This is a genomic window from Pseudomonas sp. LBUM1663 (assembly GCF_059695905.1).
Genome location: NZ_CP166792.1, coordinates 4,639,470 through 4,652,246, shown reverse-complemented (window position 1 = coordinate 4,652,246; position 12,777 = coordinate 4,639,470). Strand labels below are relative to the sequence as shown.

Annotated in this window: 11 protein-coding genes; 6 read left to right on the top strand and 5 right to left on the bottom strand. The window is 59.7% G+C overall.

Going from position 1 to position 12,777, the window contains the following annotated elements; all coding sequences use genetic code 11:
* Window positions 1–44 precede the first annotated feature (44 nt).
* A complete protein-coding gene (locus tag ACA075_RS21250; RefSeq protein WP_497295166.1) occupies window positions 45–812 on the bottom strand; it encodes a DODA-type extradiol aromatic ring-opening family dioxygenase in 768 nt (255 codons plus the stop codon).
* A gap of 103 nt (window positions 813–915) precedes the next feature.
* On the opposite strand from ACA075_RS21250, the gene ACA075_RS21245 reads away from it, so the two are divergent.
* Complete coding sequence (locus tag ACA075_RS21245; RefSeq protein WP_497295165.1) at window positions 916–1,572, top strand: thiopurine S-methyltransferase; 657 nt, start codon at window positions 916–918, stop codon at window positions 1,570–1,572.
* A 200-nt stretch (window positions 1,573–1,772) separates the two neighbouring features.
* Here ACA075_RS21245 and htpX read toward each other — a convergent pair whose 3' ends face one another.
* The gene (gene htpX, locus ACA075_RS21240) at window positions 1,773–2,660 is read right to left on the bottom strand and encodes a protease HtpX (protein ID WP_010461286.1); all 888 of its coding nucleotides are present in this window, start codon (window positions 2,658–2,660) and stop codon (window positions 1,773–1,775) included.
* 316 nt (window positions 2,661–2,976) lie between these two features.
* Window positions 2,977–4,188, bottom strand: coding sequence for a pyridoxal phosphate-dependent aminotransferase (locus tag ACA075_RS21235; RefSeq protein WP_090188845.1), 1,212 nt, complete (start codon window positions 4,186–4,188; stop codon window positions 2,977–2,979).
* A 226-nt stretch (window positions 4,189–4,414) separates the two neighbouring features.
* On the opposite strand from ACA075_RS21235, the gene msrB reads away from it, so the two are divergent.
* The 3 genes from msrB (at window position 4,415) to ACA075_RS21220 (ending at window position 5,941) form a co-directional block, all read left to right on the top strand.
* Window positions 4,415–4,810, top strand: coding sequence for a peptide-methionine (R)-S-oxide reductase MsrB (gene msrB / locus ACA075_RS21230; protein WP_497295163.1), 396 nt, complete (start codon window positions 4,415–4,417; stop codon window positions 4,808–4,810).
* A gap of 187 nt (window positions 4,811–4,997) precedes the next feature.
* On the top strand, window positions 4,998–5,483 hold the full coding sequence (locus ACA075_RS21225; protein WP_131060052.1) for a glutathione peroxidase: 486 nt from the start codon (window positions 4,998–5,000) through the stop codon (window positions 5,481–5,483).
* Window positions 5,480–5,941, top strand: a complete 462-nt coding sequence (locus ACA075_RS21220; RefSeq protein ID WP_497295162.1) for a MarR family winged helix-turn-helix transcriptional regulator — start codon at window positions 5,480–5,482, stop codon at window positions 5,939–5,941. Before ACA075_RS21225 ends, ACA075_RS21220 begins: the two co-directional genes overlap by 4 nt.
* Here ACA075_RS21220 and ACA075_RS21215 read toward each other — a convergent pair.
* The gene (locus ACA075_RS21215; RefSeq protein ID WP_497295160.1) at window positions 5,925–8,246 is read right to left on the bottom strand and encodes a hybrid sensor histidine kinase/response regulator; all 2,322 of its coding nucleotides are present in this window, start codon (window positions 8,244–8,246) and stop codon (window positions 5,925–5,927) included. The two genes, ACA075_RS21220 and ACA075_RS21215, sit on opposite strands and share 17 nt — an antisense overlap.
* A 168-nt stretch (window positions 8,247–8,414) precedes the next feature.
* On the opposite strand from ACA075_RS21215, the gene ACA075_RS21210 reads away from it, so the two are divergent.
* Window positions 8,415–9,305 (top strand): ATP-binding protein, encoded by an 891-nt coding sequence (locus ACA075_RS21210; protein ID WP_010461274.1) that lies wholly within the window; start codon window positions 8,415–8,417, stop codon window positions 9,303–9,305.
* Window positions 9,302–9,784 carry a GAF domain-containing protein gene (locus ACA075_RS21205; protein ID WP_094468350.1) on the top strand — a complete coding sequence of 161 codons (483 nt, stop codon included), beginning with the start codon at window positions 9,302–9,304 and terminating at the stop codon, window positions 9,782–9,784. The genes ACA075_RS21210 and ACA075_RS21205 overlap by 4 nt, the downstream gene beginning before the upstream one ends.
* On the opposite strand, the gene ACA075_RS21200 is transcribed toward ACA075_RS21205, so the two are convergent.
* Entirely contained in the window at window positions 9,785–12,730 is a 2,946-nt protein-coding gene (locus tag ACA075_RS21200; protein ID WP_497295157.1) for an HD domain-containing phosphohydrolase, read from the bottom strand.
* Between the last annotated feature and the right edge of the window lie 47 nt (window positions 12,731–12,777).

The following is a 12,777-nucleotide window of genomic DNA, read 5'->3' as shown; positions in this document are numbered from 1 at the left end:
TTGGCCTGCTGTTTGTGCCTGGCCTGGGCGACTCGGTTTACCGATCAGCCAAAGCGATAAATATCCATTCCCAGCGCGCCCATCGTAAAACCTTGATGGGCGATGCTGAACTTCCCCCCAGCCCCGCGAGCAAAGTACAGCGGCAGCAAATGCTCATCGGTGGGATGGTTGCGCACTGCGTTCGGCGCCTGCTCGCGATAATCGTGCAGCGCGGCTTCATCGTTGGCGGCGAGTTTTTCAATCATCCAGTCGCGGAACACCTTGGCCCACGGTTCAACGCTTTCCGGGCCGGCGTGCCAGTCCAGTTCGCGCAGGTTATGGGTGATGCTGCCGGAGCCGATCAACAACACGCCGTGTTCGCGCAGGTTGGCCAGGGCATGGCCGACTAGGGTTTGCAGGGCAGGGCCGCCACGGGTGGGCAGCGAGACTTGCACCACCGGGATGTCGAACTGCGGATACATCAACGACAAAGGCACCCAGACGCCGTGGTCGAAGGGCCGTTTGGTATCGATCCGTGCCGGCAGGTTGCCGGCTTTCAGCAGCTCGACCACCTCGTCAGCCAGTTGAGGATTGCCGGGCGCCGGGTATTGCACTTCGAACAGTGCTTTTGGGAAGCCGCCGAAATCATGCCAGGTTTCAGGCCGGGGATTGCCGCTGACCAGCAGTTCGTTGCTTTCCCAGTGCGCCGACACAATCACGATGGCTTGCGGTTTCGGCAATTCGGCGGCCAGGCGAGCGAGGGCGGGCCCGCTGGCACCCGGTTCCAGTGCCAACATGGGCGAGCCATGGGATATGTAGAGGCTGGGGAACATGAAAGAGCTCCTGGGGGGTAAGATGGCAGCATCTTCAGTCAGATCATTGATCTAAATCTAATATAAGTTTTAGGGTCTTTTGATCGAATTTTCGGGATTAATTATGCAGCCGGAGTTTTGGCACAAGCGGTGGACGTCGAATCAGATCGGCTTTCACCTGCCGGAAGTGAATCCATATCTGCAACGGTACTGGCCGCAGCTGGGCCTGGAGGAGGGCGCGCGCGTACTGGTGCCGCTATGTGGGAAAAGCCTGGATCTGCTGTGGCTGGCTAAATGCGGTCACGAAGTGTTGGGCATCGAATTGTCGGAAAAGGCGGTGGAAGACTTTTTTCACGAGCATCAATTTGATCCGGACGTCAGTGACCAGGGTCCTTTTACGGTCTATCGGGCGGGTTCGATCGAGGTCTGGTGCGGCGACTTCTTCGCGTTGACGGCCGGCGATGTCGCCGATTGCAGCGCACTGTACGACCGCGCGGCGCTGATCGCCTTGCCGCCGACCATGCGTGAACAGTACGCCGAGCATTTGAAGCGGATACTGCCGAAAGATTCGCTGGGGCTTTTGATTACCCTGGATTACGACCAGGCGCAGAAGGAAGGCCCGCCGTTTGCCGTGCTGGATGACGAAGTGCAACGGTTGTTCGGGGCAACCTGGGAGCTGAAGATTCTGGAAGACCAGGACGTGCTGGGCGAGAGCTGGAAGTTTATCGAGAGCGGTGTTACTCGGCTTGAAGAGCGGGTTTATCGGGTTTCCACCCGTTAAGGTGTGTTGAGTTTGCTGGCCCCTTCGCGAGCAAGCCCGCTCCCACAGGTGGCCGAGAGTTGAATCACAGTTTTGTGATCGACAAAGATCCCATGTGGGAGCGGGCTTGCTCGCGAAGAGGGCCGTAAGAACACCACATAAACCAGCAGACAAAAAAAGGCCCGCATTCACTGCGGGCCTTTTCTTTAGTGCGGAGCCTTTCAGCCCCGACGACGCAACGCGTCAATACGCTCTTCCAGCGGCGGGTGGCTCATGAACATGCGAGCGAACCCTTGTTTGATGCCACCGTTGATGCCAAAGGCATTCAGCGTATCCGGCATGTGCACCGGCAGGCCCTGTTCCGCACGAAGGCGTTGCAAGGCGCCAATCATTGCACTGGTGCCGGCCAGGCGTGCGCCGGCTTCGTCGGCACGGAACTCACGTTTGCGCGAGAACCACATGACGATGGAGCTGGCCAGAATGCCCAGGACCAGTTCGGCGAAGATCGTCGCTATGTAGTAGGCGATGCCCTGGCCTTCTTCGTTCTTGAAGATCACCTTGTCGACAAAGTTGCCGATGATCCGTGCGAAGAACATCACAAAGGTGTTCACCACGCCCTGGATCAACGCCAGGGTGACCATGTCGCCATTGGCCACGTGGCCGATTTCGTGGGCCAGGACGGCCTTCACTTCATCCGGCGAGAAACGTTCGAGCAGACCCTGGCTGACCGCGACCAGTGCGTCGTTCTTGTTCCAGCCCGTGGCGAACGCGTTGGCCTCGTAGGCGGGGAAAATCCCGACTTCGGGCATCTTGATCCCGGCTTCACGGGACAGTTGCTCGACGGTTTGCAGCAGCCATTGCTCGTGACGTGTGCGCGGCTGGCTGATGATTTGGGTGCTGGTGCTCATCTTCGCCATCCACTTGGAGATGAACAGCGAGAACAGGGAACCGGCGAAACCAAAGACCGCACAGAAAATCAGCAGCTGATTGAGGTTGAGATCAACCCCGTTGGCCGCCATGAACCCGTTGAAGCCGAAAAGGCTCAGGGTGATGCTGGCAATCAGCACGACCGCCAGGTTAGTGGCCAAAAACAGCAGGATGCGCATCATGGTTGTAGAAATCTCCTCATGCTAAAGATGTAGCGTACTGCGGGGTATATAAGGTGCTGCACCGGGCTATTCAACCGAGTGACTATTTCAAACTGTGTCCTACGGCAACAGTCTAGCTGCTTGCAGGGCAATTCCGACGGCGATGCCGGACGTGTTTGACAGCCAATTCGCGTCTCAGGCCCCGTCTTTGTTAGACGCGGCCACGAAACGTGGCATCAGTCAGCGATAAGGGCGGTGAGGTCTGGCGGGGCGCAAAGATATGTTGCTGAATTGATCACCGTGCGACAGACGCACGCGTCGCACGGTGAAGTTTAGTTTACTGGCGGTAGGATTTGAGGAAGTTGCCGATCCGGCCGATGGCCATGTCCAGGTCGTCCACCCGTGGCAGGGTCACGACACGGAAGTGATCCGGCCAAGGCCAGTTGAAGGCCGTGCCTTGCACCACCAGCAGCTTCTCGGAGAGCAGCAGGTCGAGCACGAACTTCTCGTCGTTGTGGATCGGGCAGACTTTCGGATCGATCCGCGGGAACGCATACAACGCCCCCATCGGCTTGACGCAGCTCACGCCCGGAATATCGTTGAGCAGTTCCCAGGTGCGATTGCGCTGTTCCAGCAAGCGACCTTGCGGCAACACCAGGTCATTGATGCTCTGATAACCGCCGAGTGCAGTCTGGATCGCGTGCTGGCTCGGCACGTTGGCACACAGGCGCATGTTGGCCAGCATGTCGATGCCTTCGATGTAGCTCTGGGCGTGGTGTTTCGGGCCGGAAATGGCGATCCAGCCGGAACGGAAACCGGCAACGCGATAGGACTTGGACAGACCGTTGAAGGTCAGGCACAGCAAGTCTGGCGCCAGGGACGCGGTGCAGATGTGCACGGCATCGTCGTACAGGATCTTGTCGTAGATCTCGTCGGAGAACACCACCAGGTTGTGCTGGCGAGCCAGTTCCAGCATGCCCAGCAGCACTTCCCTGGAGTACACGGCGCCGGTCGGGTTGTTCGGGTTGATGATCACCAGGGCCTTGGTGTTCGGGGTGATCTTGGCCTTGATGTCGGCCAGGTCCGGCCACCAGTTGGCCTGCTCGTCGCACAGGTAATGCACCGGGTTGCCGCCGGACAGGCTCACGGCAGCCGTCCACAGCGGATAGTCCGGCGCTGGCACCAGCACTTCGTCGCCATTGTTCAGCAGAGCCTGCATCGACATCACGATCAACTCGGAAACGCCGTTGCCCAGGTAGATGTCTTCAATGCCGACGCCTTCCACCTGCTTTTGCTGGTAGTACTGCATGACGGCCTTGCGCGCGCTGAACAGGCCTTTGGAGTCGCTGTAGCCCTGAGCGGTCGGCAGGTTGCGGATCACGTCCTGGAGGATTTCGTCCGGTGCTTCGAAACCAAAGGGTGCCGGGTTGCCGATGTTCAGCTTGAGGATGCGATGACCTTCCTCTTCCAGGCGTTTGGCGTGCTTGAGCACTGGGCCGCGAATGTCGTAGCAGACGTTGGCGAGCTTGTTCGATTTGCTGACCTGCATGGCGATGTGTTCCCGAAAATGAACGATCCAGGCGGCGTATGAACTACCGTACTGGGAATCCTGCGTATTCACACAGGCCTGACGCCTTGAGATGCAGCACCCATAAATCCGTTTGAATGCGCGTGGTCTGGCTGCCAGACTGGCGTTTGACGAGGCGCAATCATACGTGCCGCCCGATCCGTGGAAAAGGTACAGATCGGGCTTTTTCAGCTGCTGAGGTGTGACGATGGAAAAGTTGGATAAAACCCTGGAAGAATGGAAGGCGATGCTCGATCCAGAGCAGTACAACGTTTGCCGTCTCAAGGGCACCGAACGGCCGTTCTCCGGCAAATACAACGACACCAAAACTGACGGCGTCTACCACTGCATCTGCTGCAACGAGCCGCTGTTCGACTCCAAAACCAAATTCGATTCCGGCTGCGGTTGGCCGAGCTTCTATGCGCCGATCGGCGACAGCGCCATGGTCGAGATCCGTGATGTCAGCCACGGCATGATTCGCACTGAAGTGGTCTGCGCCAAGTGCGACGCGCACCTGGGGCACGTGTTTCCGGATGGCCCGCCACCGACCGGTCTGCGTTATTGCATCAATTCGGTGTGCCTGAACCTGGTACCGCGCGAGTAATGCGAGCCGTGTAGGAGCGAAGCTTGCTCGAGAAGGCGTCTCAACATTCAACACCGATGTTGACTGACCTGACGCCTTATCGAGCAAGCTTCGCTCCTACAGATATCCGGCGTCCCACAATTTAAATTGCACACAATTCAATTGCTCGCTATGTTCATGGCTTGTTCCTTCAATTCGAGCCAAATCCATGAGCGACAATCTGCTGACCATCCCGGTGACCACCATCAAAGGTGAACAAAAAACCCTGGCCGATTTCGCCGGCAAAGCCGTCCTGGTGGTGAACACCGCCAGTAAATGCGGTTTCACCCCGCAATACAAAGGCCTCGAAGCGTTGTGGCAGACCTACAAGGATCAAGGCCTGGTGGTGCTCGGCTTTCCCTGCAATCAGTTCGGCAAGCAGGAACCGGGTAACGAAGGGGCGATTTCCGAGTTCTGCGAATTGAACTTCGGTGTCAGCTTCCCGCTGTTCAAGAAGATTGACGTCAATGGTGCCGGCGCTCATCCGCTGTTTGTGCAGTTGAAGAAGCGCGCACCGGGCGTGTTGGGCTCTCAGGGCATCAAATGGAACTTCACCAAGTTCCTGATCGGCAAGGACGGCCAGTTGGTCAAGCGCTTCGCTCCGGCGACCAAGCCGCAGGACCTGAGCCGCGAGATCGAAGCCCTGCTCAAATGAACACGCTGTCCGTCGATTCGCTGCAGCTCGATAACCAGCTCTGCTTCAAGCTGTACGCCGCTTCTCGGGCGGTGATCCGCGCCTACAAGCCGATGCTTGATCAACTGGGCCTGACCTATCCGCAATACCTGGCGATGCTGGTGTTGTGGGAATGGCAGGAGACGGCGCCAGAGCAGCCGACGGTCAAGGCGCTGGGCGAACGCCTGGCGCTGGATTCCGGCACCCTGACGCCCTTGCTCAAGCGCCTTGAGCAGCTGCAACTGGTGCAGCGCCAGCGTTCGGCGCGCGATGAGCGAGAAGTGCACCTGAGTCTTTCGCCAACCGGCAAGGCCTTGCGTGATCAGGTCGGGCCGCTCAAGGCCCGGTTGTTGTGCGACAGCGGCGTCGATCTGGATCGCCTGCATGATCTGCGCGACGGTCTCGATCACCTGCTGGGGCAAATCAAAGCGCTGTCGTAGTCGGTATCCACAGGTCGAGCAGGGCGGCCAGTTCTTCTCGGCGAAAGGGCTTGGCCAGGTAATCGCTCATGCCCGCCACACGGCAGCGTTCGCGTTCCTCGGACATGGCGTTGGCAGTCAAGGCCACGATGGGCAATTGTGGCCAGCGCCCGCTGCGACGGATTTGTCGGCTGGCTTCATAGCCATCCATCACCGGCATGTTGCAGTCCATCAGCACCAGATCGAATTCGCTGTGCTCAAGCTGATCCAGGGCTTCGGCACCGTGAGCGGCGACGATCACCTCGCAACCGAGTTTGCCGAGCATGCCCTTGGCCACCAGTTGATTGACCGGGTTGTCCTCGACCAGCAGGACACGTCCGCGCCGTTGGGGGGTAAGGGCTTCGACCCGGGCACCGTTGATCAGGTTGCTTTCAGGTAGCAGCACCCGGCGCAATGTCTGGTAAAGCGCATTGCGCGCCAAAGGACGTGCCTGTTGTTGCAGGGGCGCCAGGGCGCTCGCTTCTTCGCTCGGCATGAAGCTGCCATAGGCGGTCACCAGCAAGATAGGCGCGTCGAGGGTCGGGCGCAGGCCAAACAGGCATTCGGGGCAGTCGGTGATCAGCACGTCCGGGTCGAGGCCGATGAACGAGTCATCGATGGACCGTTGCTGATAGTCGAGCCCCCAGCCGGGCAACAGGTTTTTCAACAGTTCCGCCAGGCCGCTGTTGGCCGCGGTGATGGCAATGACCTTGCCCGGTAGCGGCTGCGGGGGGATGGCCCGGGTGTGGCAGGGCAACGGCAGGTCGGCGCAGAACTGGCTGCCGAAACCCGCTTCCGAGCTAATGGTCAGCCGCCCCTGCATGGCTTCGCAGAGGTTATAGGTCAGCGCCAGGCCCAGTCCGGTGCCGCCAAATTGGCGGGTAATGCCGGCGCCGGCCTGCGTGAAAGGCTGGAAGATTTTGACCTGAGCATCCTGGGCAATCCCGATTCCGGTGTCGCAGACTTCGATTCTGACGCCGTCTTCAAAGGTTGAAAGGCGCACGTCGACCCGACCGAAACGGGTGAATTTGAGGGCGTTGGACAACAGGTTGCTGACGATCTGCCGGACGCGGGTCGGATCCCCCAGGACCAACGCCGGAAAGTGCGGATCGATCAGGCAGGTCAACTCGACGCTGGGCGCGGCGTTCTGCGACAGCAGGTTCGCGGTGTCTTCGATCAGCGACCCGAGGTCGAACGGAATGTGTTCGAGTTCGAGCTGGCCGGCATCGAATTTCGACAGGTCGAGAATATCGTTGAGCAGTTCCACCAGCACTTTGCCCGAGTCATGGGCGATGGACAGCTGTTGCTGTTGTTCGGCATTGAGTGGGCCATCCAGCGAGAGCGCGATCATGCCCAGCAGGCCGTTGAGCGGTGTGCGGATTTCATGGCTCATATTGGCGAGAAACACCGAACGTGCTTCGGCCATATCGAGGGCGGTACTTCGTGCGACTTCCAGCTCCTGATTGGATTGGCTGAGCCGGGCATTGATCGCCTTGAGCTCCGCGGTGCGGGCCGAGACGATGTTTTCCAGTTGCCCAAGGTAGTCGGTCAGGCGGTTTTCGGCGTTGCGCCGCTGCTGGATTTCGGTAGCGATGTTTTCGAACTGCTGGTTGGCCACTTTGACCAGCACACCGATTTCATCGTTTTTATGCCCGCTCGGGTATTCCAGCCAGGTCGGTTCCGCACTACGCGGATCGCGCCCGCTGAGTTCGCGGATGACCCGCACCAGCGGTTTGGTCAGCATCACGTAGAACAGCGCCAACAGGATGCCGGTCAGGATCAGGCTGCGGGCGAAGCCGTTGAGCAGCGTCACCTCGGCCCGGCGCAGGAAACGACTGCCGAAGGCGTAGGTATCGACATCCAGTCGCAAGGTGCCGAGGGATTCGTTCGGCAAGTGGTCGAGGTAGAGGCGGTCTTCAAACTGGCGGCTGGCGCCGAACAGGAAGTCGCTGATCATCCGATAGTTGCTTTGCAGGGTCGGGCGTTTGACGCTGGCCAGGACGGTGCCGTTGTTGTCAGTCAATTGCGCACCGACGATCGCCGGTGAGCGCAACAGGCCCATGGTCAGTTCCTGGGAGAGTTCGGCGTCGATGTTGTAGGCGATACGGGACGCGGGGTTATGGCTGATTTCCAGCAAAGACAGTATTTCGCGGTTGATGGAGGCGTCTTCGCTGGCATAATCGATGCCTATTTGCAGCAAACTGAGCAGCGTGCCCAGAATGAAACCGACAAGCACGGTAAGCCTGGCTTGTTTGTATGACAGCCGGTGGGTGAACTTGATATCCATGGGGTGTTGAACCACTTCCGTTTCCCTTCGCTGCTCAAGCATAGTCGATCATGCATGGATACCGATGTTCTCGCGAGCCCTTGTGCAACAAGGGATGAACCGGGTGCCGAATGCCGTGTTGCGTCGCTGTAGTGCCATCATCACTGTGAACGTGCCCGAGGAGAAGACGTGGATTCCCGATTGAATGCTTTTCTTGAACGCGCCGATGCTGTTCTGGCCCGTATCGAACCCCTCTTGCCTGCACCTCGGCAAGCCATCGACTGGACGCAATGCCTGGCCGCGCGCTGGCAACGCGAGGGCCGCAGCGGGTTTCTGCTGCCGCTGCATGTCAGCCTCGACACACGGTTGTCCGACCTGATCGGTGTCGACCGCCAAGTGGAGCAACTGGGGCGCAACACCCAGCAGTTCCTCGACGGCATGCCCGCCAACCACGCACTGCTCTGGGGCTCGCGCGGCACCGGCAAATCGTCGCTGGTGCGCGCCTTGCTGGCCGAGCACGCCAAGGCCGGCCTGCGGTTGATCGAGATCGAGCGCGATCACCTTGCAGACCTGCCGCGCGTGGTCGAACAGATCGCCAGGCTGCCTCAGCGTTTCGTGCTGTTCTGCGATGACCTGTCGTTTGAGTCGGGCGAAGGCGACTACCGCGTGCTCAAGAGCGTGCTCGACGGCTCGCTCGAACAGGCGCCGGATAACGTTTTGCTGTACGCCACCTCCAACCGTCGCCACTTGGTGCCGGAGAAGGAAAGCGATAACGAAAACTGGAAACGGGTTGATGGCGAACTGCATCCCAGCGAGGCGGTGGAAGACAAGATCGCGCTGTCGGACCGTTTTGGATTGTGGCTGTCGTTCTATCCGTTTACTCAAGAGCACTTCCTTGACGTCGTCGAGCACTGGATCGGGCAATTGGCCGGAAAATCCGGCCTTGAGTGGCAGCGTAACGAAGAGCTGGACATCCTCGCCGTGCGCTGGGCTACGGGCCGAGGCAACCGCAATGGACGTTGCGCGTATCAATTTGCCCGCTATTGGGTGGGGCTTAAGCTGTTGGAGCACAAAGCATGATCGATTTACAGAAGAGCGGCCAAGGCCTGGACGGTTACGGCATGTTATGGGCGCAGCTGGAGTCGTTACTGGCGGACGAGCGTGACTTTATCGCCAACGCCGCGCAGTTTTCGGCGTTCCTGTACAGCCAGCTCGACGACTTGAACTGGGCCGGTTTCTACCTCAATCGCAACGAAGAATTGGTGCTTGGCCCGTTTCAGGGGCAGATCGCCTGTGTGCGGATTCCGTTCGGTCGCGGCGTGTGCGGGACAGCGGCGGCGACCTTGCAGACCCAACTGGTTGAAGATGTTCACGCGTTCCCCGGGCACATTGCCTGCGACAGTGCCTCGAACAGCGAGCTGGTCGTGCCGCTGGTCAAGGACGGTCGCCTGATCGGCGTGCTGGACCTCGACAGCCCGAGCCTGGCGCGGTTTACCGCTGACGACCAGGCAGGTATCGAGCAACTGGCGGCGATTTTCCTGCGTCTGACCGATTGCTGATCACGCCCCCAAGCCGGCCTTGACCAGCAGGCTTGACGGGTCGACCGCATCGATCTGTCGTGGGTCGAGGAATCGGTCGGCGTATTGCAGATAGACGCCGGCGTTGATGAACAAGCCGAACAACTCCGGATCGATATGGGCGTCACGGCACATGGTGGCCATGATGCCCAGCGCCTCGCTCAAGGTTTTGGCCTTCTTGTAAGGGCGATCGGCGGCGGTCAGCGCCTCGAAAATATCGGCAATCGCCATCATCCGTGCCGGCAGGCTCATTTCTTCGCGCTTCAACTGTTTGGGGTAACCGGTGCCGTCCATTTTCTCGTGGTGGCCGCCGGCAATTTCCGCGACGTTGTTGAGGTGGCCGGGGAAGGGCAAGTGGCTGAGCATCAGGATCGTCTGCACCATGTGGTGATTGATGATGTAACGCTCCTCGCGGGTCAGCGTGCCTCGGGCGATGCTCAGGTTGTAGAGCTCACCCCGGTTGTATTTGTAGCGCGGCACATCGAGCTTGAAACCCCAAGGGTTGTCTTCCGGAATCAGCTCGCTTTCGGCGCGCTCGAACACGTGCTCGGGTTTATCCGCCAACAGCGGCTCGCTGACCGGCAAGGTCGGTGCCGGGGTTCGTGCCTGGCGGCGGTTTTCTTCCCAGGACACGCCGATTCGATCGTCCAGGGTTCGGGTCCAGTTGCGCTGGGCAATGCTGCGCAGCCGCTGCAGATCGGCCTCGGCCATGGCCTCTGCACCCAGATTGCAGTGGGCGACGAAGGCGAAATCATCATCCAGCCCGGCCAGGTTGGCATTGCGCAATTCGGCCAGGTGCTGCTCGTCACCGCCCAAGGCAATAGCCTGCCAATAGTTGATCCAGGCATCGCGCTTGAGGACTTCGAAACGGGTGCGAATTTCATGGATGCGGTCGTTCAGGGTCTCCAGCTTGGTGGCTTTGTCGACCACGTATTCAGGCGTCGTGACCTTTCCGCAGTCGTGCAGCCAGGCCGCAATGTGCAGGGCTTCCCACTCATCTTCGGTGGGTTGGTAGTCGCTGAAGGCCGGGGCCTGACTGGCGGCAGCCGCATGGGCAAGCATCAGGGTCAGCTCCGGCACTCGCTGGCAGTGGCCTCCAGTATAAGGGCTCTTGGCATCGATCGCGCCGGCCAGCAGTTGAATGAAGGCGTCCAGCAGTTGTTTCTGTTTGGCTTGCAGGCGCTGGCTCTCAATGCTCACGGCCGCGGCGCCGGACACAGCCTGGAGAAACGCGATGCGGTCCGGGCGCAGTTTTTCCAGGTCGCTTTGTGTGCCGCTGTCGGTCAAAAGCAGGATCAGCAGGCCCACGGTTTCGTTGTGCCGATTGTGCAAACGGATGCCGATCAGGTGCACCCGGGGGCATTCCAGCGCGAGCATCACCTTCTGCAAATCCCCCGCTTGTTCGAAACCCAGATTGGTCACGATATTGTCAACCTTCGACAACTGCTGAAGCCACTGTGGACTCTGCGGATCCTGGAGTTCATGTCCCTGAACACCGAACGAGGGCAATGCCTGTGAGGTGCCATTGATGACCAGGCCCTGGGGCTCCATGCGATCGCTGTCACGTTCGCGCAGGTAAATCAGACCGGCCTGGGCTTGCCCGATTTTCACGGTTTCAAACAGCACCCGCTGCAGCAACGGCGCGAAACGGGTCTCGGCGCTCAAGCTGTCGGTGATCTGGAAAAAACTGCCGAGGGTGTCCTTCATCCGCGCCATCGATACGCTCAGTTGGTCAATTTCAAGCACCGGCGAACTGCGGCCGATCGGAAAGTTGAAATTGAAACTGCGCACCGCATCGGCTTCCTGCACCAGCGCGCGCAGGGGCTTGACCAGAACTCTGGAGGTCAACCATCCCACCGGCAGGCACAGCAGCAAGGTCGCCAGGGTAATCAGCGCGCCTTGCCAACGCATGCGGTAGGCATCGGCGAGCAATTCGTCCTCCGGCACCAGCAACGCCAGTTGCAGTCCCTGGGGGCCTCCCTCCGTCATGCTGCTGCGCGCCACGATCCATTGACGCCCGGCGGCGTCCAGCCGATTGCCGGTAGGAGGATTGGAGAGCAGGGCGCCGAGGCCGGGGCTGAGGTCGACAGCCTTGTTCAGCCGAGCGGTCTGGTCATCGATGATCAGCTTGTTGCTGTCGGGGTAGGCGATGGCATTGCCCTGGTCATCGAATAGCACGATTTCGGTATGGGGCGTCACCACGTGTTTGGCCAGGGTGGCCGACAATTCGGCCAGGGTCAGGTCGGCACCCATCACCGCGTTTTCACCACTGCGCCGGGCCAGGGTGGTGCCGACGTTGTGGGTGGAGAAAAAAACGTAGGGATCGGTGGTGATCTGATCCACATCGCCGCGCGCGCTGGAGAACCAGGCGCGGGTGCGGGGATCGTAGGTTTCGTCGGGATTGTCCTGACGGTTGATGAGTGTCAGGGATTGATCAAAAAACAGCGATTGAGAGCGAATCTGACCACTGCTGCTGTGCTCGATGCTCCAGACTTGAAATGCCGCGGTGTCAGGGGCTTTCAGCTCGGTTCTCAGGGCAGTGGTCCGCAGGGGGCGAACCATGAAGAAGTCACCGTTGCCGTAGCCCAGATACAACGATGCCAGGTTGGGATTGTCCTTGAGCGATTGGCTGAACGGCTGGAGCAACGCCATTCGCTGTTCCAGATTCGGTGCCCGGGTCGCCGGGTAGTCCGCCAGCAGGCTCAGCAGATGGCGAATCGGCTCATACGTACCTTGCAGGTCCAGGCGGACATCTTGCTCGATGCGATTGAAGAGCTTCTCACTGCTCGAAAGAATGATCTGCGTGGTTTGCCCGTAGTTGAATATGCCCAGCACCACGCCGGTCAGCAATAACAGGAAGGTGAACATCACACTGATATGGATGTGCAGGGGAAACCGGCGTTGATCCGGGCGCAGTGGGCTGGGCATTGCGGTTCACTCCATGATGTTTAACACACTGCTCAGCGTCCAAGCAT

Coding starts and splice junctions, on each gene's coding strand:
- ACA075_RS21250 (WP_497295166.1), bottom strand. CDS start 812: ATGTTCCCCAGCCTCTACATATCCCATGGCTCGCCCATGTTGGCACTG.
- ACA075_RS21245 (WP_497295165.1), top strand. CDS start 916: ATGCAGCCGGAGTTTTGGCACAAGCGGTGGACGTCGAATCAGATCGGC.
- htpX (WP_010461286.1), bottom strand. CDS start 2,660: ATGATGCGCATCCTGCTGTTTTTGGCCACTAACCTGGCGGTCGTGCTG.
- ACA075_RS21235 (WP_090188845.1), bottom strand. CDS start 4,188: ATGCAGGTCAGCAAATCGAACAAGCTCGCCAACGTCTGCTACGACATT.
- msrB (WP_497295163.1), top strand. CDS start 4,415: ATGGAAAAGTTGGATAAAACCCTGGAAGAATGGAAGGCGATGCTCGAT.
- ACA075_RS21225 (WP_131060052.1), top strand. CDS start 4,998: ATGAGCGACAATCTGCTGACCATCCCGGTGACCACCATCAAAGGTGAA.
- ACA075_RS21220 (WP_497295162.1), top strand. CDS start 5,480: ATGAACACGCTGTCCGTCGATTCGCTGCAGCTCGATAACCAGCTCTGC.
- ACA075_RS21215 (WP_497295160.1), bottom strand. CDS start 8,246: ATGGATATCAAGTTCACCCACCGGCTGTCATACAAACAAGCCAGGCTT.
- ACA075_RS21205 (WP_094468350.1), top strand. CDS start 9,302: ATGATCGATTTACAGAAGAGCGGCCAAGGCCTGGACGGTTACGGCATG.
- ACA075_RS21200 (WP_497295157.1), bottom strand. CDS start 12,730: ATGCCCAGCCCACTGCGCCCGGATCAACGCCGGTTTCCCCTGCACATC.